The organism is Pantoea eucrina, assembly GCF_020079945.1.
GTDB classification, from domain to species: Bacteria; Pseudomonadota; Gammaproteobacteria; order Enterobacterales; family Enterobacteriaceae; genus Pantoea; species Pantoea eucrina.
Genome location: NZ_CP083448.1, coordinates 2230948 through 2256285, shown reverse-complemented (window position 1 = coordinate 2256285; position 25338 = coordinate 2230948). Strand labels below are relative to the sequence as shown.

Sequence of the window (25338 nt, the reverse complement as noted above, 5' to 3'; positions counted from 1 at the left end):
GACAGTGATAAGAACGCTTTACCTTACGCGCATTCTGATAAAGCAATAAAAAAACCGACGCGTGCCGCGCACGCTGAAACGTCAAAAGGGTTACGGATGGTGGATCAAACGGCAGATGACGCTATTGAGTGGGTGGATATCGTCAGCGAAGAGAACGAAGTGATTGCGCAGGCCAGCCGGGCACAGATGCGGGCACAGTGTCTGCGCCATCGCGCCACCTATATCGTGGTTCATGATGGTATGGGCAAGATCCTGGTACAGCGTCGCACAGAAACCAAAGATTTCATGCCCGGTATGCTGGATGCCACCGCGGGTGGCGTGGTGCAGAGCGGTGAAGAGATGCTCGAATCTGCACGGCGCGAAGCGGAAGAGGAGCTGGGGATCGCGGCAGTACCCTTCGCTGAACACGGCAAATTCTACTTTGAAGATCAGCACTGCCGCGTCTGGGGCGGGCTGTTCAGCTGTGTTTCTCACGGTCCGTTTGCGATGCAGGAGAGTGAAGTTGATGAGATTTTCTGGATGACGCCAGAAGAGATCACGGCGCGCTGCGATGAGTTTACCGACGATTCACTGAAAGCGCTCTCGCTGTGGCTGAGCCGTAATAGCGATGCAGCACGCAGCAAGCAGAACAGCGAAAGCTGACCGCTGCATCTGCACGACGCGAAAAAAAAGCATGCGCCTGGCGCATGCTTTTTTTATACCTGAGCAGGGGAGGAGAGCTTATCCTTCCGCCTGCTGCGACTGAATGGCCGTCAGGGCGATGGTGTAGACGATATCATCGACCAGCGCGCCGCGTGACAGGTCATTGACCGGTTTACGCATGCCCTGCAGCATCGGGCCGATAGAGATCAGATCGGCAGAGCGCTGCACCGCTTTGTACGTAGTGTTACCGGTATTGAGATCCGGGAAGATAAAGACCGTGGCGCGTCCGGCAACCGCCGAATCAGGCGCTTTGGACCTGGCAACATCTTCCATAATGGCCGCGTCATATTGCAGCGGACCATCAATAACCAGATCGGGGCGCTTCTCCTGCGCAATGCGGGTGGCTTCGCGCACTTTCTCAACGTCGCTGCCCGCACCGGAGTTGCCGGTTGAGTAAGAGATCATCGCTACGCGCGGATCGATACCAAAGGCGCTGGCGGAATCTGCAGACTGAATCGCGATTTCAGCCAGCTGCTCCGGGTTAGGATCGGGGTTGATGGCGCAGTCGCCGTAAACCAGTACCTGTTCCGGCAGCAGCATAAAGAACACGGATGAAACCAGCGAGCTGCCGGGCGCAGTTTTGATCAGCTGCAGCGGCGGACGAATGGTATTGGCAGTGGTGTGCACCGCGCCAGAGACCAGGCCATCCACTTCTCCGCTCTCCAGCATCATGGTACCCAGCACCACATTGTCTTCCAGCTGCTCCTCCGCCACGACTTCCGTCATGCCTTTGCTTTTGCGCAGCTCAACCAGGCGCGGCACATAGTTTCCGCGCACAACTTTCGGATCGACAATCTCAATGCCGGTGCCCAGCTCCACGCCCTGAGCCGCCGCCACGCGCTGGATCTCATCCGGATCCCCCAGCAGGACGCAGGTGGCAATGCCGCGTTCGGCGCAGATTGCCGCCGCTTTAACCGTGCGCGGTTCGTCGCCTTCCGGCAGGACAATGCGTTTGCCCGCTTTACGTGCAAGTTCGGTCAACTGATAGCGGAAAGCAGGAGGCGACAGGCGACGACTGCGTTCGGAAGTGGCGGTCAGCGACTCAACCCAGTCGGCGTTGATAAAGCCGGCAACATACTCCTGCACTTTTTCAATACGCTGCGTATCGTCAGCCGGTACTTCCAGGTTGAAGCTCTGCAGGCTCAGCGACGTCTGCCAGGTGTTGGTTTTCACCATAAACACCGGCAGGCCGGTCTGGAAAGCGCGCTCGCACAGACGGGCAATAGGCGCTTCGATCTGATAGCCGCCGGTCAGCAGAATGGCACCAATTTCAATACCGTTCATCGCTGCCAGACAGGCAGCAACCAGTACGTCAGGGCGATCGGCCGAGGTCACCAGCAGTGAGCCGGGACGGAAATGCTCCAGCATGTGCGGGATGCTGCGTGCGCAGAAGGTCACAGATTTAACGCGGCGCGTCTCGATTTCACCTTCGTTGATGATTTCCGCGTTGAGGTGGCGGCACATATCGATAGCGCGCGTGGCGATCAGGTCAAAGCTCCATGGCACACAGCCCAGCACCGGCAACGGGCTGTTAGCAAACAGCTGTTTCGGATCGATGTTGGCTACGCTGGCTTTAGAGGAGTCATCAAAAATCTCTGACAGATCGGGACGGGTACGACCCTGCTCATCAACCGGGGCATTCAGCTTGTTGATGATAACGCCTGTGATGTTTTTGTTTTTACTGCCGCCAAAGCTGCTCTGGCTTAGCTCAATACGCTCTTTTAACTGAGCCGGCGAGTCATTGCCCAGCGCCATCACAAAAACAATCTCTGCGTTCAGCGTTTTGGCGATCTCGTAGTTGAGCGCCGAAGCGAACTGATGCTTACGTGTCGGCACCAGACCTTCGACCAGCACCACCTCTGCTTCTCTGGCCGTGGCGTGGTAGTTGGCAATGATCTCTTCCATCAGTACATCCTGCTGGTTTGAACCCAGCAGTGACTCAACGCGTGACATCTGCAGCGGTTCAGCGGCAGGAATAGCGGAGTTCTTACGAATAATGGTGGTCGTCTGGTCCGGTCGGTCACCACCGGCGCGCGGCTGAGCAATGGGCTTGAAAACACTCAGGCGCACGCCTTTGCGTTCCATTGCGCGGATCACGCCAAGGCTGACGCTGGTCAGGCCGACGCTGGTGCCGGTGGGGATAAGCATAATTGTACGTGACACGTTAAAAACCTCGCGGTGTTACAGGGTGTCAAAATCGCTCCGTCAGCCTGAGCTGACGGAGAAGAAAGGGATCAGGCCGTCAGACGCGCGGCATCCTGCGCAATCACCAGCTCTTCATTGGTCGGGATGACGAGTGCAGGGCGGGTACCCTCTTTATTGATAAAACCGGATTTGCCAAAGCGGGCAGCCAGATTGCGCTCGTGATCAAGGTCAAAGCCCAGCAGACCCAGTTTGCCCAGGGCCAGTTCGCGTACCAGAGCCGCATTTTCGCCAATACCGCCGGTAAAGATGACTGCATCCAGGCGACCATCCATCAGCGCCGTATAGCTGCCGATATATTTGGCCAGGCGATGGCAGAAAACATCCATCGCACGCTTTGCATCATCTTTAGTCGCATAGTTATCTTCAACGTAGCGGCAGTCGCTGGTTACTTCCGTCAGGCCCAGCAGCCCTGACTCTTTGGTCAGCAGCTTGTTGATCGCATCAACGCTCATACCCAGTGCATCGTGCAGGAAGAAAACAATGGCCGGATCGATGTCACCGCTGCGGGTGCCCATGACTAAACCTTCAAGTGGCGTCAGGCCCATTGAGGTATCAACGCACTGGCCGTTACGAATAGCAGACACGGAGCCGCCGTTACCAAGGTGACAGGTGATAATGTTCAGCTCGCTGACTGGCTTGTTCAGCATTTTTGCCGCTTCCTGCGTCACATAATAGTGGCTGGTGCCGTGAGCGCCGTAGCGGCGTACGCCATGCTCGCGATAGAGATGATAAGGCAGGGCGTAGAGATACGATTCTTCAGGCATTGTTTGATGGAAAGCCGTATCAAAAACCGCCACATTCTTATCAGAGAGATGCGGGAAATTTTTCATCGCCTCATCAATGCCGATTAAATGCGCCGGATTGTGCAGCGGTGCAAAAGAAGAGGCATCTTTAATGCCCTGAATGACCGCCTCATCAATGATGACGGACTGGGTCAGTCGCTCACCGCCATGTACGATACGGTGGCCGATTGCAGCGATTTGTGCCGAAAGCTCTGGTTTTTGTGCCAGAATAGATTTAACGATGAAGTTCAGCGCTTCGCTGTGGGCTGCGCCTGCACCCAATGGTGCTTCCTGCTTGCTGCCTTCCAGCTTCCATTTAATCCGCGCTTCCGGCAGGTGGAAACATTCAGCCAGTCCCGACAGGTACTCATCGCCGGTAGCTGGATTGAGGATAGCAAATTTAAGAGAAGAACTGCCGCAGTTCAGAACCAGTACTAACTTCGTCGACATGGAAGTACCTATTTGTTAAATAGTGGCTAAAAATAACGCAATCAGACTAACAGCGTAGCCCATGAGAGCGGGGCGATTTATGATTAACATCATGCGCCAGCTAAAAAGAAAACGACACGCAAAAAAATTCGGTAATTTTACGCAAATTTTTGAAAGCGCTGTAGCAATACCTGGCTCTGGCTGTGCTTTAATCAGGCGGCAGCTTCCGGTAATGTTACTGAAAACGGCGTCAGAATACGCACTGTCACCTGCAAAAACAAAATGTTTTGAAGGATGTCACGTAAAGTTGTGTAGTTACAAATTTATTTTAAACAATGCAGTATTAGTTGAGGTGCATAATGGCGAATGACGCAGGTAATCCGGGCTGGTTTGGCTTATTCCAGCGCGGACAACACTACATGAAAACCTGGCCTGCGGATAAACGTCTGGCGCCAGTGTTTCCGGAAAACCGGGTCGTTACGGCGACCCGCTTTGCCATCCGTTTTATGCCGCCGCTGGCCGTATTTACCCTGACGTGGCAGATAGCGCTGGGCGGGCAGCTGGGGCCAGCCATCGCCACCGCGCTGTTTGCCTGCAGCCTGCCGATGCAGGGATTGTGGTGGCTGGGTAAACGAGCCGGTACGCCGCTGCCGCCTGCGCTGCTGCAGTGGTTCAACGAAGTCCGCAGCAAACTGGAAGAGGCGGGGCAGGCGATTGCACCGGTAGAGGGAAAGCCCACCTATCAGGCGCTGGCTGATGTACTTAAACGGGCGTTCAGACAGCTGGATCGCACCTTTCTGGACGATCTTTAATTCTGCACAATCGGATAAGGAGCAGCAGGTGAATTTTAAAGGATTTCTGTTTGACCTGGATGGCACGCTGGTGGATTCACTGCCGGCAGTAAACCGCTGCTGGACGCAGTGGGGCGAGCGTCATGCGCTCAGCGCTGAGGTGGTACTCGATTATATTCACGGCAAACCCGCTATCGATTCACTGCGCCATTTCATGCGCGGCGAGAGTGAGGCCGCCATCCAGGCGGAATTTCACTGGCTGGAGCAGCGGGAAGCCCGGGATACGCAGGGCATACGGGAGATAGCCGGCGCGCGCGCGCTGCTGACGCAGCTTAATGAGCAGAACATCCCCTGGGCGATTGTCACCTCCGGTTCGGTGCCGGTAGCCCACGCCCGGCATCGCGCAGCTGAGCTCCCTTTGCCAGCGGTGTTTATTACGGCTAACGATATCCGGCGCGGCAAGCCCGATCCGGAACCCTATTTACTGGGTGCTGAGCGTCTGGGCCTGCATCCGTCTGAATGTGTGGTGGTAGAAGATGCGCCCGCAGGTATTGCGGCAGGCCTTGCGGCCGGCAGCGCAGTGATCGCCATCGATCCAGCGGCAGATACGCCTGGTCTGAACCAGGTTCTGTTTAATCTGCCCGATCTGAGCACGCTGAAAATTACGCAGAACGACACCGGCGCCTTTTCGCTGAGCCTGCGCGCCTGAATGATACCCGCTCGCTCAGAGCGGGGTCTCCTGTGAAATCTCATCAAGCGACAGAGTAAAGCTCGGGACGAACACCTCCATAAAATAATCCATTTCAGGTGAACGCCGCTCGGTCAGGGTCTTCTCCAGCCGTGTTTTAGCCAGTGAAAATTCATGGTTGCCGGCAGAGAGCTCCTCAAGGCATTTCAGATAGGCGCAGAGAGCGTCAGCCTGTTTCACCACAGCCTGTTCGGCCGCGCTATAGTGGTGTTCATCAATCAGCGGCCGATACGCTTCCTGCAATTCGGGCGGCAGCATTTCAATCAGCTTTTGCTGGGCAATTTTCTCAATCTTTTTGTATTCATGCGCAATTTGCGCGTTGTAATACTTAACCGGCGTTGGCAGATCGCCGGTCAGCACTTCACTGGCATCATGATAGAGCGCCAGCATTGCAATACGATCGGGATTGAGTTCACCTGCAAATTTCAGATTTTTGATCACTGCCAGCGCATGCGCCACCATCGCGACCTGCAGGCTGTGTTCAGAGACATTTTCTGTACGCACATTGCGCATCAGCGGCCAGCGATTGATGAGTTTCAGGCGGGAGAGGTGAGCGAAAAAGTGGCTTTGAGTCATTACAGCATCCTGTCAGCACAGCGGGGAGGAAACCCCTCCCCGGAATGCATACAGTATATACCTGACTGCAGCCAGATACATGACAGGTTAAGCGCCTGGCTGGCTGCAGCAGAAGGTGACTTACTGCCGGTAACCCTGCAGAAAACGTCCAAACTTGCCGATCGCCATCTCCAGATCGTCTACCCGCGGCAGAGTAACAATGCGCACGTGATCCGGATGTGGCCAGTTAAAGGCGGAGCCCTGTACCAGCAGCACTTTTTCCTGCAGCAGGAAGTCGAGCACCATCTTCTGATCGTCATAAATATTAAATTTTTTCGGATCGATACGCGGGAACATGTAAAGCGCGCCCTGCGGTTTAACGCAGCTTACGCCGGGAATATCGTTAATCAGCTCCCAGGCGCGCTGGCGCTGCTCGTAGAGCCGTCCGCCAGGGGCGATAAACTCGCTGATGCTCTGGTAGCCTCCCAGCGCGGTCTGAATCGCATGCTGAGCGGGCACGTTGGCACACAGGCGCATAGAGGCGAGCATTTCCAGGCCTTCAATATAGCCTTTGGCGTGCTTTTTCGGCCCGTTTAGCACCATCCAGCCCTGACGAAAACCGGCCACGCGATAGGTTTTAGACAAACCGTTAAAGGTCACCGTCAGAAGATCGGGTGCCAGCGCCGCAATGGAGTGATGCTGCGCATCGTCGTAGAGGATTTTGTCATAGATTTCATCAGCAAAGATGATCAGGTTATGCTGACGCGCTATTTCTACCACCTCCAGCAGCAGCTCTTTACTGTAAACCGCGCCGGTCGGGTTATTGGGGTTGATAATCACAATTCCACGCGTGCGCGGTGTGATTTTGCTACGGATATCATCCAGATCCGGAAACCAGCCGGCTGACTCATCGCATCGGTAATGGACAGCTTTGCCGCTGGAGAGTGAAACGGCTGCCGTCCACAGTGGGTAATCCGGTGCCGGCACCAGCATCTCATCGCCGCTATTGAGCAGCGCCTGCATCGCCTGCACGATCAGCTCTGATACCCCATTGCCGATATAGATATCTTCAACGGTAACGTCGCGCATATCACGCGCCTGATAGTGCTGCATAATGGCTTTACGAGCAGAGTAGAGCCCCTTGGAGTCGCAGTATCCCTGCGCACCAGGCAGATTACGTATAACGTCGACCAGAATTTCATCAGGTGCTTCAAAACCAAACGGCGCTGGGTTGCCAATATTGAGCTTGAGAACCTTGTTGCCTTCTTCTTCAAGTCGCTTTGCTTCTTTTAGTACCGGTCCGCGAATGTCGTAACAGACATTTTCCAGCTTACCGGATTTATCAATTTGGAAATTCATCGTTGCCGCCTTTTCGGGCAGAGTCCTTTAACCCGCCACCCAGTTAAAACCTGCCCAATTTACTCCTCTCCCGATAACAAAAGAAGGGTGGCAGCGGCTTTTGGCGTGATTGAGACAGATTCCCGGTGTGGGTAGCGTAATTATGGTGATATGCCGGTTAAATTGGTTTTTATGACTGCCTGTGGTTAATTTACAAGACTATTATTTTGGTAAATAGCGATGCGATTTGCCTGTAACGGCTACGCCAGCTGCCCCTCTGTCATAAGAAAACCGGGTTATGCTTTCCATACTAATGATTAGCTGCGCAATGAAATAGTTAAGCGTACCTTGCTAAATGATGCTGTTTTATTCAACTGACGTTAACTCATGCATGGCGCAGCGGCAATATCTGCATTCTTATGCGCAGTCTCAGCATAGAAATTGCGCGAATAGCAACGGGTACGATCGCAATACTGGCGGGCAATGAGCGTTTTTCTGTAACTTTATTGCTCCAAATAAGTTTACAAACCAAGTGGTCAAAATTTAACCCTGGCGTTGCCGGAGGGGCTAAACGGGCTTATTAAGCAAAAAATTTGATGTTTTGCACGAAAACATTTCCCTTTAAAGCGTAAAAATGATTAAGTATAATTTATTATTTGAAGCACTTTATGGCTTCGTTTCGACATAACAACGTGTTATCTCTTTTTTTGCTCTGCAACCTTTTATGCAGGCAACCAGGCAACTACACAGCTTCCAGCACCGGTACGACTCTTGTCTTTGGCCCTGAAGTTGTTCTGTCTCTAATGACGCCGCCTCTCTGCTGCCAGAGAACGTACGCTCGTCATTACCCGCCTGAACTCGGTTTTAAGACGATCTCCTCTGGAGATTGTCAGTAAGCACCATTGCCACTTATCTCTTTGATTTTGTGGCAATACACCAGGGTAGTAGTTCTAAAAATCTTATAAAGTGAAGAAAAAAATCATGACTAATGCAAATCGTCCGATACTGAATCTCGACCTCGATCTGCTGCGTACATTTGTTGCTGTTGCAGACCTGAATACGTTTGCAGCGGCGGCGGCGGCCGTGTGCAGAACCCAGTCAGCGGTAAGCCAGCAGATGCAACGTCTGGAGCAACTGGTAGGTAAAGAGCTGTTTGCCCGACATGGACGTAACAAACTTCTGACGGAGCACGGTATCCAGCTGCTTGGCTATGCCAGGAAAATCCTGCGTTTTAACGACGAAGCCTGCACCTCACTCATGTACAGCAATATTCAGGGCGTTCTGACTATCGGAGCCTCTGATGACACGTCAGATACCATTCTGCCTTTCCTGCTGAACCGGGTGACGTCAGTCTATCCAAAGCTCGCCATCGATGTACGTGTAAAACGTAACCCGTTTATGATGGAGATGCTGAACCAGGGAGAAGTCGATCTGGTTGTGACCACGTCCAGCCCGGGTAACTTCACGCATCAGGTACTGCGTACTTCACCAACGCTCTGGTACTGTGCCGCTGACTATATTTTCCAGCGCGGCGAAGCGATTCCTCTGGTACTGCTGGATGAACCAAGCCCGTATCGCGATATGGCGATAGACCATCTGAACGAAGCGGGTATTCCATGGCGTATCTCTTACGTGGCATCAACGCTGGCAGCAGTGCGCGCGGCCGTTAAAGCCGGTCTGGGCGTAACGGCACGTCCGGTTGAAATGATGAGTCCTGAGTTGCGCGTAATGGGCGCAGCCGAAGGTTTGCCAGTGTTACCGGATACGCAATACCTGCTGTGCCGTAACGCTGACAGCGATAATGAACTGGCGCTGGCCATTTTCAACGCCATGCAATCGACGAACGATCCTTACAATCTCAGTGCAAATTCGGATAGCTCACTGCTGCTGGATGATGAAGAGTAAGCCGTAGCGACACTGCAGTAATACGCGCGTTACGCGCTGTATAATTGCTATAAAAAAGCCTTAGTCGGTGTAACTGCGACTAAGGCTTTTTTTTTGCCTGTTATCCGGGGCCAGATACGCATTTTTATGGCCGATAATTATCAGGCTTTCCGAAAAACGAGCAGTTGTTTCAATTCCCGTCATTTTAGAAATTTTTTATCAAAAAATGCCTTCTTTGCACTAACCGATCCTGCCATATGCGCTGCTTTTTAGAGTTAAAAGCGCAGAAGTGTGTTCTGGATCAAAAAAATAACCCTGTCAGGGAGAGGGAAATCTGCGGAAGACCTGTCAAAATGTGAGTGTTAAACGCACGATCCATGCATGTAAAACCCCGCTACACTGAAATTAACCGCACAAACTGAAGCGATTTAGCTGGCGCTGATGAGGGTATATGTTAATAATATGATGCGGGTGTAAAATAATGTTTGGATACTTTTGTCAAAGTTGACAAAAGGTTATAGAAAGGAGTAAAAAACCCCATAAAATTGCTGCCTAATCAGGAAAGACAGCAACGTTTATAAGGTTTTTATCCTTCCCTTGAATCGATGTGGTGTGTTTGCTGCAACAGTGCAGGATGCCATCGCCACTTTTGATGAGTAAGCAAAGCGTATGTCAACAACCACCGAAGTCATCGCTCATCACTGGGCGTTTATTGTATTTATTGTGATCGCATTTGGCCTTTGTGCCTTTATGTTAACCGGCGGCTGGCTGCTTGGTGGACGTGCTAAAGCGCGTTACAAAAACACCCCGTTTGAGTCTGGTATTGAATCGGTTGGCGATACCCACATCCGCCTCTCTGCAAAATTCTATCTGGTTGCCATGTTTTTCGTTATTTTCGACGTGGAAGCCCTCTATTTATACGCCTGGTCGACCTCCATTCGCGAAAGCGGCTGGGTCGGCTTTGTCGAAGCCGCAATTTTCATTTTGGTGCTCCTGGCAGGCCTGGTTTATCTGGTTCGCATCGGCGCGCTGGATTGGGCTCCTGCGCGTCGTCGCGTAGTGGTCAAATCAAGCCCGGTCAGCCACAGTCACACCAACCCTCATAAGCAGTAAAAGCGAGGCAATAAGATGGACTACACGCTGACACGCGTAGACCCGAACGGCGGGGATGGCGATCGCTATCCTCTGCAGAAACAGGAGATTGTTACCGATCCTCTGGAACAGCACGTTCACCGTAGCGTTTATATGGGCAAGCTGGAACACGCTCTGCATGACATGGTGAACTGGGGTCGTAAGAACTCTCTCTGGCCCTATAACTTTGGCCTCTCCTGCTGCTACGTAGAAATGACCACGTCATTTACTGCGGTGCATGACGTGGCACGCTTTGGCGCTGAAGTTATGCGCGCCTCGCCGCGCCAGGCTGACTTTATGGTTATTGCCGGTACGCCTTTTACCAAAATGGCACCCGTTATTCAGCGTTTGTACGATCAGATGCTGGAACCTAAATGGGTGATCTCTATGGGTGCCTGCGCTAACTCAGGCGGGATGTATGACATCTATTCTGTCGTACAGGGTGTGGATAAATTTCTGCCGGTGGATGTTTACATTCCGGGCTGCCCGCCGCGTCCGGAAGCCTATATGCAGGCGCTGCTGCTGCTGCGTGAGTCGATCGGTAAAGAGCGCCGTCCACTCTCATGGGTAGTCGGTGACCAGGGTGTATATCGCGCCAACATGCAGTCTGAACGTGAAAGGAAACGTGGCGAGCGCATTGCCGTCACTAACCTGAGAACCCCGGACGAAGTGTAAGTATCCCGTACACGGATGGAGTAACGGCCACAGCAGAAAATTACAACGTAGTGTGTGCCGCCATCCTGACGCCTTCTTTTGAGTGCCTGATAACAGGCCGGAATGGTGAGTAACGTATGACAGATTTGACCACGCAAGATCTCGCTCAGCCAGCATGGCAAACCCGTGAGCACCTGGATGACCCGGTGATCGGCGAGCTGCGTAATCGTTTTGGGCCGGACGCCTTTACTGTTCAGGCAACCCGCACCGGCATTCCTGTAGTCTGGGTAAAGCGCGAACAGCTGCTGGAAATTGTAACGTTTCTGCGCAAGCTGCCTAAGCCCTATGTCATGCTGTATGACCTGCATGGCTTTGATGAGCGTTTACGTACCCACCGCGCAGGCCTGCCTGCTGCGGATTTTTCCGTTTTCTATCATCTGCTTTCTATTGAACGTAACCGCGACATTATGCTCAAGGTGGCGTTATCTGAAAACGATCTGAATGTGCCAACCATCACCACTATCTTCGCCAACGCCAACTGGTATGAGCGCGAGACCTGGGAGATGTTTGGCATTACGTTCCAGGGGCATCCTCATCTGACGCGCATTATGATGCCGCAGACCTGGGAAGGGCACCCGCTGCGTAAAGATTATCCGGCGCGCGCGACTGAGTTCGATCCCTTTACGCTGACTAAGCAGAAAGAAGATCTGGAAATGGAGTCGCTGACGTTCAAACCAGAAGAGTGGGGCATGAAACGCAGCACGGCCAATGAGGACTTTATGTTCCTTAACCTTGGCCCGAACCACCCCTCTGCGCACGGTGCTTTCCGTATCATCCTGCAGCTCGACGGTGAAGAGATTGTCGACTGCGTACCTGACGTTGGCTATCACCATCGCGGTGCCGAGAAGATGGGCGAGCGGCAGTCCTGGCACAGCTATATCCCCTATACCGATCGTATCGAGTATCTGGGCGGCTGTGTTAATGAAATGCCTTACGTACTCGCCGTAGAGAAACTGGCCGGGATCACGGTACCAGACCGCGTTAACGTCATTCGCGTGATGCTCTCTGAGCTGTTCCGTATCAACAGCCACCTGCTCTACATCTCAACCTTTATTCAGGACGTTGGCGCAATGACACCGGTGTTCTTTGCGTTTACCGATCGTCAGAAAATTTATGATGTCGTGGAAGCGATTACCGGTTTCCGCATGCATCCCGCCTGGTTCCGTATCGGTGGTGTGGCGCACGATCTGCCGAAAGGCTGGGAGCGTCTGCTGCGTGAGTTCCTCGACTGGATGCCAAAACGCCTGAAAGAGTATGACAAAGCGGCACTGCGCAACACCGTGCTGATGGGACGCTCACAGGGCGTAGCCGCTTACAATATGGATGAAGCGCTGGCGTGGGGCACAACCGGTGCGGGTCTGCGTGCAACCGGTCTCGACTTTGACGTGCGTAAGTGGCGTCCTTATTCAGGCTACGAAAACTTCGATTTTGAAATTCCGGTTGGCGCAGGCATCAGCGATGCTTACACCCGCGTACAGCTGAAAATGGAAGAGATGTGGCAGTCGCTGCGTATTCTGGAGCAGTGCCTGAACAACATGCCGGAAGGGCCGTTCAAAGCGGACCATCCGCTGACCACGCCGCCGCCGAAAGAGCGTACGCTGCAGCACATTGAAACCCTGATCACCCACTTCCTGCAGGTCTCCTGGGGACCGGTGATGCCCGCCAATGAATCGTTCCAGATGATTGAGGCGACGAAAGGGATCAACAGCTACTACCTGACCAGCGACGGCAGCACCATGAGCTACCGCACCCGCGTGCGCACGCCAAGCTTCCCGCACCTGCAGCAGATCCCGTCAGTGATCCGCGGCAGCCTGGTATCCGATCTCATCGTCTACCTCGGTAGTATCGATTTTGTTATGTCAGACGTGGACCGCTAATTATGCACGATCAAAAAATTGCCATTCAAACCATCGACCCGAATGAGGTCTTTGTGCTGAGCGAGGCCGAGCACCACGCTATTGAGCATGAAAAACATCACTACGAGGATGCGCGCGCAGCCTCAATTGAAGCGCTGAAGATCGTGCAAAAACAGCGGGGCTGGGTGCCGGATGGCGCTATTCACGCAATTGCTAATGTGCTGGGTATTCCGGCCAGCGATGTCGAAGGCGTGGCAACGTTCTACAGCCAGATTTACCGTACGCCGGTTGGCCGTCACGTGATCCGCTACTGCGACAGCGTGGTGTGCCACATTACCGGTTATCAGGGCATTCAGGCAGCACTGGAACAGAATCTTCATATTAAACCCGGCCAGACAACGGCAGACGGCCGCTTTACGCTGCTGCCTACCTGCTGCCTCGGCAACTGCGATAAGGGGCCGACCATGATGGTGAATGACGATACGCACGTTCACCTGACGCCGGAAGGTATCGCCTCGCTACTGGAGCAGTATCAATGATGAAACCCATTATTCGTGCTGCGGAAACGCATCCGCTGACCTGGCGTCTGCGCGACGACAAACAGCCGGTCTGGCTGGAAGAGTACCGCAGCAAAAATGGCTACGCTGGCGCCGAAAAAGCGCTGAACGGCATGAGCCAGGATGAAATCGTTACGGCGGTCAAAGACTCTGGCCTGAAAGGGCGCGGCGGTGCGGGCTTCAGCACCGGCCTGAAGTGGAGTCTGATGCCAAAAGATGAGTCCATGAATATCCGTTATCTGCTGTGTAACGCGGATGAGATGGAGCCAGGCACCTATAAAGACCGCCTGCTGATGGAGCAGCTGCCACATCAGCTGGTGGAAGGCATGCTGATCAGTGCTTTCGCGCTAAAAGCTTATCGCGGCTACATCTTCCTGCGCGGTGAATATGTTGAAGCAGCAGAGAACCTGCGTCGCGCCATCGCCGAAGCTACAGAAGCGGGCTATCTCGGTAAAAATATTCTCGGCACCGGTTTTGATTTTGAACTGTTTGTTCACACCGGCGCGGGCCGCTATATCTGCGGTGAAGAGACGGCGCTGATCAACTCGCTGGAAGGGCGTCGTGCTAACCCGCGCTCAAAGCCACCGTTCCCGGCCAGCGCCGGCGTCTGGGGCAAGCCAACCTGCGTTAACAACGTTGAGACCCTCTCCAACGTGCCAGCTATCTTCCTGAACGGCGTGGAGTGGTACAAAGGGCTGTCTAAAAGTGAAGATGCCGGCACCAAAATGATGGGCTTCTCCGGCCGCGTTAAAAACCCTGGCGTCTGGGAACTGCCGTTTGGCATCACCGCCCGCGAGATTCTGGAAGATTATGCCGGCGGTATGCGCGATGGCCTGAAGTTTAAGGCGTGGCAGCCAGGCGGTGCCGGAACCGATTTTCTGACCGACCAGCATCTCGATCTGCCAATGGAGTTTGCCAGCATCGGTAAAGCGGGCAGCCGTCTGGGTACGGCGCTGGCGATGGCGGTAGATCACGAGATCAATATGGTGTCGCTGGTGCGTAACCTGGAAGAGTTTTTTGCCCGTGAGTCGTGCGGATGGTGTACGCCGTGCCGCGACGGCCTGCCGTGGAGCGTCAAGATCCTGCGCGCGCTGGAGCAGAAGCAGGGGCAGCCGGGTGATATCGAAACGCTGCTGCAGCTTTGCCGTCAGCTGGGCCCGGGTAAAACCTTCTGTGCGCATGCACCAGGCGCGGTTGAGCCTCTGCAGAGCGCAATTAAATATTTCCGTGAAGAGTTTGAAGCCGGCATTGCGCCGCAGGTGTTTGGCAATACCCGTTCTATCGGCGGTATTCAGCCTAACCTGCTGAAAACGCGCTGGTAAGCAGACCACCGTAGACGGAAGGCGCCAGACGCCAGTCCGGCTGAAAAGCGGGATAACAGAATTTGATGTTTAACGCTCGTCCCCGGACGAGCCTTACGGAAGCATGTTCACTATGGCTACAATCCATGTAGACGGTAAAGAATATGATGTGAACGGAGCGGACAACCTGCTACAGGCGTGTCTCTCTCTGGGCCTTGATATTCCCTATTTTTGCTGGCATCCGGCGCTCGGCAGCGTAGGCGCCTGCCGCCAGTGTGCGGTGAAGCAATTCCAGAATGCCGAAGATACCCGCGGCCGCCTCGTTATGTCCTGCATGACACCGGCATCGGATGGCACTTTTATCTCTATTGATGATGGCGAAGCGAAAGAGTTTCGTGAAAGCGTCGTAGAGTGGCTGATGACGAACCATCCGCACGACTGCCCGGTCTGCGAAGAGGGCGGTAACTGTCATCTGCAGGATATGACGGTAATGACGGGCCACAGCTTCCGTCGTTATCGCTTTACCAAGCGCACGCACCAGAATCAGGATCTTGGTCCGTTTATCTCCCATGAGATGAACCGCTGTATCGCCTGCTATCGCTGCGTTCGCTATTACAAAGATTATGCTGACGGCAAAGATCTGGGCGTCTATGGCGCACACGATAACGTCTACTTTGGTCGTCCGGAAGATGGCACGCTGGAGAGCGAATTTTCAGGTAACCTGGTTGAGATCTGCCCGACTGGCGTGTTTACCGATAAAACGCACTCTGAGCGCTATAACCGTAAATGGGATATGCAGTTTGCGCCCAGCATCTGCCAGCAGTGCAGCGTCGGCTGTAACACCAGTCCCGGCGAGCGCTATGGCGAGCTGCGTCGTATTGAAAACCGTTATAACGGTACGGTAAACCACTACTTCCTCTGCGATCGCGGTCGTTTTGGCTATGGCTATGTCAACCGCAAAGATCGCCCGCGTCACCCGCATCAACTGCGCGGCAGCGATACGATTACGCTGAACGCAGAGCAGGCGGTTAACGCTGCGGCTGACATGCTGCGCCAGGCGAAACGCGTGATCGGTATCGGCTCACCCCGCGCCAGCATCGAGAGCAACTTTGCCCTGCGTGAGCTGGTGGGTGCCGGCAACTTCTCAACCGGCATGCCAGCAGGAGAGCAGGCGCGCGTTGAACTGATGCTGAACGTGCTGCAGAACAGCGGTATCTATACGCCTTCACTGCGCGAAATGGAAAGTTACGATGCCGTGCTGGTGCTGGGCGAAGATCTGACGCAGGTGGGCGCGCGCGTCGCGCTGTCAGTGCGCCAGGCCGTAAAAGGCAAAGCACGCGAGATGGCAGCCGCGCAGAAAGTTGCAGACTGGCAGATCGCCGCCATCCTGAATATCGGTCAGCATGCGAAACATCCGCTGTTTGTCACTAACGTCGATGAAACCCGTCTGGATGATATCGCGGCGTGGAGCTATCGCGCCCCGGTAGAAGATCAGGCGCGCCTCGGGTTTGCCATCGCCAGCGCGCTGGATGAGAGCGCACCCGCGGTGAGTGATATCGACAAGTCACTCAGCAGCAAAATTGATGTGGTAGTGCAGGCGCTGGCAGGGGCGAAAAAGCCGCTGATTATCTCCGGCACCCACTCCGGCACGACCGCGATGATTGAGGCGGCTGCAAACGTGGCGAAAGCGCTGAAAGCCCGCGGTGCCGACGTAGGGATCACCCTGCTGGCCGGCGCGGCTAATAGCATGGGCCTGGGCATGATGGGCGGTCACTCGCTGGATGCGGCGCTGGATCAGCTGACAAACGGCGAAGCGGATGCGCTGGTAGTGCTGGAGAACGATCTTTATCGCCACGCGCCGAAAGCCCGCGTCGACGCTGCGCTACAGAAGGCGTCAGGCGTGATTGTGGTTGACCACCAGCGGACCGCCACGCTGGAGAAAGCCGGTATGGTGCTCTCCGCGGCCAGCTTCGCTGAAAGTGATGGCACCTCAATCAACCATGAAGGTCGCGCGCAGCGCTTCTTCCAGGTTTACGATCCCGCTTACTATGACAACAGCATTGTGATGCTGGAAAGCTGGCGCTGGCTGCATTCGCTGCACAGCGCGCTGGAGAGCCGTCATATCGACTGGACGCAGCTGGATCACGTGATTGATGCGGCGATTATTGCGCTGCCACAGCTGAAAGGCATCAAAGATGCGGCACCGGATGCCAGCTTCCGCATTCGCGGTCAGAAGCTGGCGCGTTCACCGCATCGCGCCAGCGGTCGTACTGCCGCCCGCGCCAATATCAGCGTACATGAGCCACGTCAGCCGCAGGATAAAGACACTATGTTTGCCTTCTCAATGGAAGGGAACAACCAGCCTGAAGCACCGCGCTCGCAGATCCCCTTTGCCTGGGCGCCGGGCTGGAACTCACCGCAGGCGTGGAACAAATTCCAGGATGAAGTTGGCGGCAAACTGCGGAATGGCGATCCGGGTGTCCGGCTGTTTGAAGCGGGCGAAGGCTCACTGCCGTGGTTTAGCAACGTGCCGGAGCGGTTTGCCAGCGGCAGCCATTTCCGCGTTGCGCCTTACTACCGGCTGTTTGGCAGTGAAGAGATGACGCAGCGCTCTCCGACGTTCCAGAAGCGTATGGTGCCGGCTGAGCTGGTGATTAACCCAACGGATGCAGAGAAGCTTGGCGTCAATCACGGCGCTGCCGCAGAGCTGGTTTGCGCCGGCGAAACACTGCGCCTGCCGGTACGCTTCTCCGCTTTCCTGCAGCCGGGTCAGATTGGTCTGCCGCTCGGCATGCCGGGTGTGCCGCCGTTCCTTGCGCATGCGCAAATTGATCAACTGCAGGAGGCTGCGCAATGAGCTGGCTGACATCGGACGTTATCGACATCATTCTGCAGGTGGTTAAGGCGATTGTAATTTTGCTGGTCGTGGTAGCCTGCGGGGCGTTCATGAGCTTTGCCGAGCGTCGTTTGCTCGGCTTATGGCAGAACCGCTACGGACCTAACCGTGTCGGCTGGGGCGGTTCACTCCAGCTGGCGGCGGATATGATCAAAATGTTCTTTAAAGAGGACTGGGTACCGCCGTTTACCGACCGCTTCATCTTTACTCTGGCACCGGTTATTGCTTTTGTATCGCTGCTGCTGGCCTTTGCGATTGTACCCGTTTCACCCACCTGGATGGTCACGGATCTGAACATCGGTCTGCTGTTCTTCCTGATGATGGCGGGTCTGGCCGTCTACGCCGTGCTGTTTGCCGGCTGGTCGAGTAACAACAAATACTCGCTGCTGGGTGCGATGCGTGCCTCTGCGCAGACGCTGAGCTATGAGGTGTTTCTTGGCCTGTCGCTGATGGGCGTAGTGGCGCAGGCGGGATCGTTTAACCTGAATGCGATTGTTGAAAACCAGACGCACCTCTGGAACATCATTCCGCAGTTCTTTGGCTTTGTGACCTTCTGTATTGCCGGGGTAGCAGTGTGTCACCGTCATCCGTTTGACCAGCCGGAAGCGGAACAGGAGCTGGCTGACGGTTACCATATTGAATATGCCGGTATGAAGTTCGGTCTGTTCTTTGTGGGTGAATATGTCGCCATTACCACGGTTTCCGCGCTGATTGTCACGCTGTTCTTTGGCGGCTGGCATGGACCTTTCCTGCCGCCATTCATCTGGTTCGCCCTGAAAACGGCGTTCTTCATGGTGATGTTTATCCTGATCCGTGCTGCGCTGCCGCGTCCACGCTATGACCAGGTGCTGTCGTTCGGCTGGAAAGTTTGTCTGCCGTTGACGCTGTTGAACCTGCTGGCGACCGCCGCAGTGATTCTGTACAACGCGCAGTAAGGGGTATTGAGATGACATTAAAAGATATTGTCGTTGGCTTCGGCACGACAGTGCGCAGTATCTGGATGATCGGCATGCACGCCTTTGCCAAACGCGAAACGCAGATGTATCCGGAAGAGCCGGTCTATCTGCCGCCGCGCTATCGTGGTCGCATTGTGCTGACGCGCGATCCTGACGGTGAAGAGCGCTGCGTTGCCTGTAACCTCTGCGCAGTAGCCTGCCCGGTCGGCTGTATCTCGCTGCAGAAAGCAGAGACGCAGGATGGCCGCTGGTATCCGGAATTCTTTCGCATCAACTTTTCACGCTGCATTTTTTGTGGCCTGTGTGAAGAAGCCTGTCCGACCACTGCGATTCAGCTGACCCCTGATTTTGAGCTGGGTGAGTTTAAGCGTCAGGACCTGGTGTATGAGAAGCAGGATCTGCTGATCTCGGGACCCGGCAAATACCCGGAATACAACTTCTATCGTATGGCGGGTATGGCGATCGACGGAAAAGAGAAGGGCGACGCGGAAAACGAAGCCAAACCGATCGACGTCAAAGGGTTACTACCTTAAGGAGCCAGGTATGGAATTTGCGTTTTATCTTTGCGGACTGGTGGCGGTGCTGACGACGCTGCGCGTTATCACGCATACGAACCCGGTACACGCGCTGCTGTACCTGATTGTTTCGCTGCTGTCGATTGCCGGCGCGTTTTTTGCCATGGGTGCCTACTTTGCAGGCGCGCTGGAAATTATCGTATACGCCGGTGCCATTATGGTGCTGTTTGTGTTTGTGGTGATGATGCTTAATCTCGGCAAGCAGCAGCAGGAGCAGGAACGCGAGTGGCTTAAGCCCTCGCTCTGGGTGGGACCCGGCATCGTTTCAGCGCTGCTGCTGGTGGTGATGGTTTACGCTATTCTCACCGCCACCGATCAGGGTATTGATGGCACGGTTATCGATGCAAAAGCGGTCGGTATCAGCCTGTTTGGCCCGTATGTTCTGGCAGTTGAGCTGGCTTCAATGCTGCTGCTGGCAGGCCTGGTGGTGGCCTTCCATATCGGTCGCGACGATCGTCACGCTGAAGTGATGAGCCATCGCGTCACGGATGCGGCATCCAATAAGGAGGGACAGGCATGATCCCATTACAACATGGCCTGATTCTGGCTGCGGTGCTCTTTGTTCTCGGCCTGACCTCGCTGGTGCTGCGCCGTAATCTGCTCTTTATGCTGATTGGTCTGGAGATCATGATCAATGCCGCAGCGCTGGCGCTGGTGGTAGCGGGCAGCTATTGGGGACAGGCAGATGGTCAGGTGATGTATATCCTGGCAATCAGCCTTGCGGCAGCGGAAGCGAGTATTGGCCTGGCTCTGCTGCTGCAGCTCTATCGTCGTCGTCAGACGCTGAACATTGACACAGTGAGCGAGATGCGCGGATGAATCTTCTCTATTTAACTGTACTGTTTCCGCTAATTGGCTTTTTGCTGTTAGCGTTTTCCCGGGGCCGCTGGTCGGAGAACCTGTCAGCCGCTGTCGGAATGGGGTCGGTCGGTCTTTCAGCCCTGACCACGCTCTATGCGGGCGTGGAGTTTTTCAGTCAGGGGCAACAGCCGTTTACGCAGGCATTGTGGACCTGGATGCAGGTTGGCAACTTTGACATTAAAGTGAACCTGGTGCTGGATGGCCTGTCGCTGACCATGCTCTCTGTCGTCACCGGCGTCGGCTTCTTTATCCATATGTTCGCCTCCTGGTATATGCGTGGTGAAGAGGGCTATTCGCGCTTCTTCGCCTATACCAACCTGTTTATCGCCAGCATGGTAGTACTGGTTCTGGCTGATAACCTGATGCTGATGTACCTCGGCTGGGAAGGGGTAGGGCTCTGCTCCTATCTGCTGATCGGCTTCTACTACAGCAATCCGGACAACGGCAAAGCGGCCATGAAAGCCTTTATCATCACCCGCGTGGGCGATGTGTTCCTGGCCTTTGCGCTGTTTATTCTCTACAACGAACTCGGCACGCTGAACTTCCGCGAGCTGATGGCGCTGGCACCGGCACACTTTGCCGCCGACAACAGCATGCTGCAGTGGGCGACCCTGATGCTGCTGGGTGGCGCGGTAGGTAAATCGGCTCAGCTGCCGCTGCAGACCTGGCTGGCGGATGCGATGGCGGGTCCGACGCCGGTTTCAGCGCTGATCCATGCGGCAACCATGGTAACGGCGGGCGTCTATCTGATCGCCCGTACCCACGGCCTGTTCCTGCTGACGCCTGACGTTCTGCACCTGGTGGGCATTGTCGGGGCTATCACGCTGGTACTGGCGGGCTTTGCTGCGCTGGTTCAGACCGATATCAAGCGCGTCCTGGCTTACTCAACCATGAGTCAGATTGGCTACATGTTTCTGGCGCTGGGCGTGCAGGCGTGGGATGCGGCGATTTTCCATCTGATGACGCACGCATTCTTTAAAGCGCTGCTGTTCCTCTCGTCTGGCTCCGTTATTCTGGCGTGCCATCATGAGCAGAACATCTTCAAAATGGGTGGCCTGCGCAAGAGCATTCCGCTGGTTTATGCCTGCTTCCTGGTGGGCGGTGCCGCGCTGGCTGCGCTGCCGCTTATTACCGCAGGCTTCTACAGTAAAGATGAGATCCTGTTTGGTGCGCTGGCTAATGGTCACATCAATCTGATGGTTGCCGGTCTGGTCGGGGCATTCCTTACCTCTATCTATACCTTCCGCATGATCTTTATCGTGTTCCACGGCGAAGAGAAGATCCACGCGCATGCCGGTAAAGGCATTACCCATCATCTGCCGCTGATTGTGCTGCTGATTCTCTCTACCTTCATTGGCGCGCTGATAACGCCTCCGCTGGCAGGCGTACTGCCGGAAAATGAATTTGGTGAAAACGGCAAAATGGCACTGGAGATCGCCTCAGGCTTGGTCGCTGTCAGCGGTATTCTGATTGCTGCTGCACTCTGGCTGGGCAAGCGTCAGCTGGTGACCCGCGTAGCCAACAGCGCACCGGGCCGCTTCTTCGGCACCTGGTGGTTTGCCGCGTGGGGCTTTGACTGGCTGTATGACAAAGTCTTTGTCAAACCCTATCTCGGTATCGCCTGGCTGCTGCAGCGCGATCCGCTGAACTCACTGATGAACCTGCCTGCGCTGCTGTCGCGTATTGGTAATAAAGGTCTGGTTGTCAGCGAGAACGGGTATCTGCGCTGGTATGTTGCCTCCATGAGTGTGGGTGCCGTTGTGGTGCTTGCCCTGATGCTGGTGATGTAAAGATTGATGGGCTTGGAAGAGAAGATGACAGAAACTGCTTCTCTTCCTGATAGCGAATGTGAAAATTGCCTGAATGACGAAGCGTAATCGGCGCAGCCCGTTTCGTTATCGCCAGCGCACAGCAACCGGAGCGTACTGATGTACGTAAGGATTGCAGGCACTGCCGGAAACGAAACGGGCAAGCAGGATAGCTCGAAACCAGGTTAAAAAAAGGGAAGTATGCCGTGCTATTACCTTGGCTAATAATAATACCTTTCGTCGGGGGCCTGCTCTGCTGGCTGGCTGAACGGCTTGGCGCAAAAGTACCACGCTGGATCGCCCTGATCACCATGGGGCTCACGCTGGCGCTTGGCCTGCAGCTGTGGCTGCAGGGGGGCTATTCGCTGACGCAGGCCAGCGGTCTGCCGCAGTGGCAATCAAGCTTTGATGTTGCGTGGATCCCGCGCTTTGGTATTCGCTTCCACCTGGCAATTGATGGTTTGTCACTGCTGATGGTGGTACTGACCGGTCTGCTGGGCCTGATGGCAGTCCTCTGCTCATGGAACGAGATTGAGAAGTATCAGGGCTTTTTCCACCTCAACCTGATGTGGATCCTGGGCGGCGTTATCGGCGTATTCCTTGCCATCGACATGTTCCTGTTCTTCTTCTTCTGGGAGATGATGCTGGTGCCGATGTATTTCCTCATCGCGCTCTGGGGACATAAAGCGTCGGATGGTAAAACCCGTATCACGGCGGCGACCAAGTTCTTTATTTACACCCAGGCGTCTGGTCTGGTGATGCTGATTGCGATTCTGGCGCTGGTGTTTGTGCACTACAATGCGACCGGCGTCTGGACCTTCAGCTATGAAGAACTGCTGAAAACGCCGATGTCACGCAATGTCGAATGGCTGCTGATGCTGGGCTTCTTCATCGCCTTTGCGGTGAAAATGCCGGTGGTGCCGCTTCATGGCTGGCTGCCCGATGCACACAGTCAGGCGCCGACTGCCGGCTCCGTCGATCTGGCCGGTATTCTGCTGAAAACAGCAGCCTATGGTCTGCTGCGCTTTAGCCTGCCGCTGTTTCCGAACGCTTCAGCTGAATTTGCACCGATTGCGATGTGGCTTGGCATTATCGGCATCTTCTATGGTGCCTGGATGGCGTTCTCGCAGACCGATATTAAACGTCTGATCGCCTATACCTCGATTTCGCACATGGGCTTTGTGCTGATCGCGATCTATACCGGCAGCCAGCTGGCCTTCCAGGGCGCGGTTATCCAGATGATTGCTCACGGTCTTTCAGCCGCGGCACTGTTTATTCTGTGCGGCCAGCTGTATGAACGTCTGCATACCCGCGATATGCGTCAGATGGGCGGTCTGTGGTCGCGAATCAAATGGATCCCGGGTCTGTCACTCTTTTTTGCGGTAGCGAATCTCGGCATGCCGGGGACCGGCAACTTTGTGGGCGAATTCATGATCCTGACCGGCAGCTTCCAGGTCGTGCCTGTGATTATCGTGATTGCCACCTTTGGGCTGGTGTTCGCCTCGGTCTACTCGCTGATCATGATGCAGCGTGCTTACTATGGCGAAGCGAAATCGAAAGAGCCGCTGCCGGGCATGTCAGTACGCGAATTTGCCACCATCGGCGTGCTGGTCGTGCTGCTGGTGCTGCTGGGTGTCTACCCGCAGCCGATTCTCGATACGTCCCATGCTGCGATGAGTAATATTCAGCAGTGGTTTACCGCTTCAATTTCAACTACAAGGCCGTAATTCGCCATGACAATAACTCCTCAACAATTGATCGCGCTACTGCCGCTGTTGATCGTCGGACTGACGGTGGTGGTGGTGATGCTGTCCATTGCGTGGCGACGCAACCACTTCGTTAATGCCACGCTGACCGTTATTGGCCTGAACCTTGCGCTGGTGTCGCTGTGGTTTGTTGGTCAGGCGGGCGCAATGGATGTCACGCCGCTGCTGCGCGTTGACGGCTACTCCATGTTTTATACCGCGCTGGTGATGCTGGCGAGTCTGGCGACCTGTACGTTCGCCTATCCCTGGCTGGCGGGCTTCCCGGATAACAAGGATGAGTTTTACCTGCTGGTGCTGATTGCCGCGCTGGGTGGCGTGGTGCTGGCAAGTGCCAACCATCTCGCCGCGCTGTTTATCGGTATTGAGCTGCTCTCCCTGCCGCTGTTTGGCCTGATTGGCTACGCCTTCCGGCAGAAACGTTCACTGGAAGCGGCGCTGAAATACACCATTCTTTCTGCGGCCGCCTCGTCGTTTCTGCTGTTTGGTATTGCGCTGGTCTACGCCGATTCCGGCAGCCTGAGCTTTGTTCAGCTGGGTAACAGCCTGACCGACAGCATGATCCAGCAGCCGCTGCTGCTGGTGGGACTGGGAATGATGATTATCGGCCTGGGCTTTAAGCTGTCGCTGGTGCCGTTTCACCTCTGGACGCCGGACGTTTACCAGGGCGCGCCTGCACCGGTATCGACCTTCCTGGCAACCGCCAGCAAGATCGCTATCTTTGGTGTCATTATGCGCCTGTTTATGTACGCGCCGCTGACCGACAGCGAAGCGGTACGCACCGTGCTGGGGATTATCGCCTTTGTCTCTATCCTGGTGGGTAACCTGATGGCGATTTCGCAGAGCAACATTAAGCGTCTGCTCGGCTACTCCTCTATCGCTCATCTCGGCTATCTGCTGGTCGCGCTGATTGCGGTGAAAACGCATCAGCTGTCGCTGGAAACGGCTGGCGTCTACCTGGCGGGTTATCTGTTCAGCAGCCTGGGTGCGTTTGGCGTGGTCAGCCTGATGTCCAGCCCGTATCGCGGTCCGGATGCTGACTCGCTCTATTCCTATCGCGGCCTGTTCTGGCATCGTCCGGTACTCTCAGCGGTCATGACGGTGATGATGCTGTCGCTGGCGGGTATTCCGATGACGCTGGGCTTTATCGGTAAGTTTTACGTTATCGCATCCGGTGTGAATGCGCATCTCTGGTGGCTGACTGCTGCAGTCGTTGCCGGCAGCGCCATCGGCCTGTACTACTATCTGCGCGTAACGGTGAGCCTCTATCTCACCCCGCCAGAGCTGCATACGCGTGATACGCCTGCTAACTGGGCGTTTACCGCGGGTGGTGTGGTTGTCCTGATCTCCGCCATTCTGGTGCTGCTGCTGGGTGTTTATCCGCAGCCGCTCATCAGGCTGGTGCAGATGGCGCAACCGCTGATGTAACGATGCATTCTGCTGACGAAAATCAGGCCTCCGGGCCTGATTTTTTTTATCTGTATCG

General features: G+C 55.0%; 22 protein-coding genes. 18 read left to right on the top strand and 4 right to left on the bottom strand.

Going from position 1 to position 25338, the window contains the following annotated elements; translation table 11 throughout:
• The first annotated feature begins 96 nt into the window (after positions 1–96).
• Complete coding sequence (gene yfcD / locus LAC65_RS10585) at positions 97–642, top strand: NUDIX hydrolase YfcD (RefSeq protein WP_039379079.1); 546 nt, start codon at positions 97–99, stop codon at positions 640–642.
• A gap of 78 nt (positions 643–720) precedes the next feature.
• Here yfcD and pta read toward each other — a convergent pair whose 3' ends face one another.
• Together pta and ackA are read right to left on the bottom strand one after the other, a co-directional pair.
• Positions 721–2865, bottom strand: a complete 2145-nt coding sequence (pta, locus tag LAC65_RS10580; protein WP_175540439.1) for a phosphate acetyltransferase — start codon at positions 2863–2865, stop codon at positions 721–723.
• 71 nt (positions 2866–2936) lie between these two features.
• Positions 2937–4139, bottom strand: a complete 1203-nt coding sequence (gene ackA / locus LAC65_RS10575; RefSeq protein ID WP_039379064.1) for an acetate kinase — start codon at positions 4137–4139, stop codon at positions 2937–2939.
• Positions 4140–4218: 79 nt separating this feature from the next.
• Here ackA and LAC65_RS10570 point away from each other — a divergent pair, with 79 nt between their 5' ends.
• Genes LAC65_RS10570 through LAC65_RS10560 form a run of 3 tightly spaced genes read left to right on the top strand, consistent with a single transcriptional unit; the run spans position 4219 to position 5618 of the window.
• Complete coding sequence (locus LAC65_RS10570; protein ID WP_144380220.1) at positions 4219–4488, top strand: hypothetical protein; 270 nt, start codon at positions 4219–4221, stop codon at positions 4486–4488.
• Positions 4478–4930, top strand: a complete 453-nt coding sequence (yfbV, locus tag LAC65_RS10565; protein WP_039379043.1) for a terminus macrodomain insulation protein YfbV — start codon at positions 4478–4480, stop codon at positions 4928–4930. Before LAC65_RS10570 ends, yfbV begins: the two co-directional genes overlap by 11 nt.
• Before the next feature lie 28 nt (positions 4931–4958).
• Positions 4959–5618 (top strand): sugar phosphatase, encoded by a 660-nt coding sequence (locus LAC65_RS10560; RefSeq protein WP_039379041.1) that lies wholly within the window; start codon positions 4959–4961, stop codon positions 5616–5618.
• A 15-nt stretch (positions 5619–5633) separates the two neighbouring features.
• On the opposite strand, the gene yfbR is transcribed toward LAC65_RS10560, so the two are convergent.
• Positions 5634–6233: a 5'-deoxynucleotidase gene (yfbR, locus tag LAC65_RS10555; protein ID WP_039379039.1), complete on the bottom strand. Its 600-nt coding sequence runs from the start codon at positions 6231–6233 to the stop codon at positions 5634–5636.
• A 120-nt stretch (positions 6234–6353) separates the two neighbouring features.
• The gene (locus tag LAC65_RS10550) at positions 6354–7571 is read right to left on the bottom strand and encodes a pyridoxal phosphate-dependent aminotransferase (RefSeq protein WP_039379037.1); all 1218 of its coding nucleotides are present in this window, start codon (positions 7569–7571) and stop codon (positions 6354–6356) included.
• A 960-nt stretch (positions 7572–8531) separates the two neighbouring features.
• On the opposite strand from LAC65_RS10550, the gene lrhA reads away from it, so the two are divergent.
• The 14 genes from lrhA to nuoN all read left to right on the top strand — a co-directional run bounded on the left by lrhA (position 8532) and on the right by nuoN (position 25280).
• On the top strand, positions 8532–9455 hold the full coding sequence (gene lrhA / locus LAC65_RS10545) for a transcriptional regulator LrhA (RefSeq protein ID WP_224144713.1): 924 nt from the start codon (positions 8532–8534) through the stop codon (positions 9453–9455).
• A 648-nt stretch (positions 9456–10103) separates the two neighbouring features.
• Positions 10104–10547 carry an NADH-quinone oxidoreductase subunit A gene (locus tag LAC65_RS10540; RefSeq protein ID WP_039379033.1) on the top strand — a complete coding sequence of 148 codons (444 nt, stop codon included), beginning with the start codon at positions 10104–10106 and terminating at the stop codon, positions 10545–10547.
• A gap of 15 nt (positions 10548–10562) precedes the next feature.
• Positions 10563–11240: a NuoB/complex I 20 kDa subunit family protein gene (locus tag LAC65_RS10535; RefSeq protein WP_039379030.1), complete on the top strand. Its 678-nt coding sequence runs from the start codon at positions 10563–10565 to the stop codon at positions 11238–11240.
• A 116-nt stretch (positions 11241–11356) separates the two neighbouring features.
• On the top strand, positions 11357–13156 hold the full coding sequence (gene nuoC / locus LAC65_RS10530) for an NADH-quinone oxidoreductase subunit C/D (RefSeq protein ID WP_039379028.1): 1800 nt from the start codon (positions 11357–11359) through the stop codon (positions 13154–13156).
• A gap of 2 nt (positions 13157–13158) precedes the next feature.
• Complete coding sequence (gene nuoE / locus LAC65_RS10525; protein ID WP_039379025.1) at positions 13159–13674, top strand: NADH-quinone oxidoreductase subunit NuoE; 516 nt, start codon at positions 13159–13161, stop codon at positions 13672–13674.
• A complete protein-coding gene (gene nuoF / locus LAC65_RS10520) occupies positions 13674–15014 on the top strand; it encodes an NADH-quinone oxidoreductase subunit NuoF (protein WP_039385572.1) in 1341 nt (446 codons plus the stop codon). The genes nuoE and nuoF overlap by 1 nt, the downstream gene beginning before the upstream one ends.
• A gap of 112 nt (positions 15015–15126) precedes the next feature.
• On the top strand, positions 15127–17850 hold the full coding sequence (gene nuoG / locus LAC65_RS10515) for an NADH-quinone oxidoreductase subunit NuoG (RefSeq protein ID WP_071668056.1): 2724 nt from the start codon (positions 15127–15129) through the stop codon (positions 17848–17850).
• Positions 17847–18824, top strand: coding sequence for an NADH-quinone oxidoreductase subunit NuoH (gene nuoH, locus LAC65_RS10510; RefSeq protein ID WP_039385568.1), 978 nt, complete (start codon positions 17847–17849; stop codon positions 18822–18824). Before nuoG ends, nuoH begins: the two co-directional genes overlap by 4 nt.
• Before the next feature lie 11 nt (positions 18825–18835).
• The gene (nuoI, locus tag LAC65_RS10505) at positions 18836–19378 is read left to right on the top strand and encodes an NADH-quinone oxidoreductase subunit NuoI (RefSeq protein WP_039385566.1); all 543 of its coding nucleotides are present in this window, start codon (positions 18836–18838) and stop codon (positions 19376–19378) included.
• 10 nt (positions 19379–19388) lie between these two features.
• Positions 19389–19940: an NADH-quinone oxidoreductase subunit J gene (gene nuoJ, locus LAC65_RS10500; protein ID WP_039385563.1), complete on the top strand. Its 552-nt coding sequence runs from the start codon at positions 19389–19391 to the stop codon at positions 19938–19940.
• A complete protein-coding gene (gene nuoK / locus LAC65_RS10495; protein ID WP_013509877.1) occupies positions 19937–20239 on the top strand; it encodes an NADH-quinone oxidoreductase subunit NuoK in 303 nt (100 codons plus the stop codon). Before nuoJ ends, nuoK begins: the two co-directional genes overlap by 4 nt.
• Complete coding sequence (gene nuoL / locus LAC65_RS10490; protein ID WP_039385555.1) at positions 20236–22071, top strand: NADH-quinone oxidoreductase subunit L; 1836 nt, start codon at positions 20236–20238, stop codon at positions 22069–22071. The genes nuoK and nuoL overlap by 4 nt, the downstream gene beginning before the upstream one ends.
• Positions 22072–22295: 224 nt before the next feature.
• Positions 22296–23816: an NADH-quinone oxidoreductase subunit M gene (nuoM, locus tag LAC65_RS10485; protein WP_039385553.1), complete on the top strand. Its 1521-nt coding sequence runs from the start codon at positions 22296–22298 to the stop codon at positions 23814–23816.
• A gap of 6 nt (positions 23817–23822) precedes the next feature.
• Positions 23823–25280, top strand: a complete 1458-nt coding sequence (nuoN, locus tag LAC65_RS10480) for an NADH-quinone oxidoreductase subunit NuoN (RefSeq protein WP_039385550.1) — start codon at positions 23823–23825, stop codon at positions 25278–25280.
• Positions 25281–25338 lie beyond the last annotated feature (58 nt).

Bases quoted from the DNA above. Each gene is read 5' to 3' on its own strand.
- nuoL (WP_039385555.1), top strand. From the start codon at position 20,236: ATGAATCTTCTCTATTTAACTGTACTGTTTCCGCTAATTGGCTTTTTG.
- ackA (WP_039379064.1), bottom strand. From the start codon at position 4,139: ATGTCGACGAAGTTAGTACTGGTTCTGAACTGCGGCAGTTCTTCTCTT.
- lrhA (WP_224144713.1), top strand. From the start codon at position 8,532: ATGACTAATGCAAATCGTCCGATACTGAATCTCGACCTCGATCTGCTG.
- nuoG (WP_071668056.1), top strand. From the start codon at position 15,127: ATGGCTACAATCCATGTAGACGGTAAAGAATATGATGTGAACGGAGCG.
- yfbR (WP_039379039.1), bottom strand. From the start codon at position 6,233: ATGACTCAAAGCCACTTTTTCGCTCACCTCTCCCGCCTGAAACTCATC.
- LAC65_RS10550 (WP_039379037.1), bottom strand. From the start codon at position 7,571: ATGAATTTCCAAATTGATAAATCCGGTAAGCTGGAAAATGTCTGTTAC.
- nuoI (WP_039385566.1), top strand. From the start codon at position 18,836: ATGACATTAAAAGATATTGTCGTTGGCTTCGGCACGACAGTGCGCAGT.
- nuoK (WP_013509877.1), top strand. From the start codon at position 19,937: ATGATCCCATTACAACATGGCCTGATTCTGGCTGCGGTGCTCTTTGTT.
- nuoE (WP_039379025.1), top strand. From the start codon at position 13,159: ATGCACGATCAAAAAATTGCCATTCAAACCATCGACCCGAATGAGGTC.
- nuoH (WP_039385568.1), top strand. From the start codon at position 17,847: ATGAGCTGGCTGACATCGGACGTTATCGACATCATTCTGCAGGTGGTT.
- LAC65_RS10535 (WP_039379030.1), top strand. From the start codon at position 10,563: ATGGACTACACGCTGACACGCGTAGACCCGAACGGCGGGGATGGCGAT.
- nuoF (WP_039385572.1), top strand. From the start codon at position 13,674: ATGAAACCCATTATTCGTGCTGCGGAAACGCATCCGCTGACCTGGCGT.
- nuoJ (WP_039385563.1), top strand. From the start codon at position 19,389: ATGGAATTTGCGTTTTATCTTTGCGGACTGGTGGCGGTGCTGACGACG.
- nuoC (WP_039379028.1), top strand. From the start codon at position 11,357: ATGACAGATTTGACCACGCAAGATCTCGCTCAGCCAGCATGGCAAACC.
- yfcD (WP_039379079.1), top strand. From the start codon at position 97: ATGGTGGATCAAACGGCAGATGACGCTATTGAGTGGGTGGATATCGTC.
- LAC65_RS10570 (WP_144380220.1), top strand. From the start codon at position 4,219: ATGATTAACATCATGCGCCAGCTAAAAAGAAAACGACACGCAAAAAAA.
- nuoN (WP_039385550.1), top strand. From the start codon at position 23,823: ATGACAATAACTCCTCAACAATTGATCGCGCTACTGCCGCTGTTGATC.
- yfbV (WP_039379043.1), top strand. From the start codon at position 4,478: ATGGCGAATGACGCAGGTAATCCGGGCTGGTTTGGCTTATTCCAGCGC.
- LAC65_RS10540 (WP_039379033.1), top strand. From the start codon at position 10,104: ATGTCAACAACCACCGAAGTCATCGCTCATCACTGGGCGTTTATTGTA.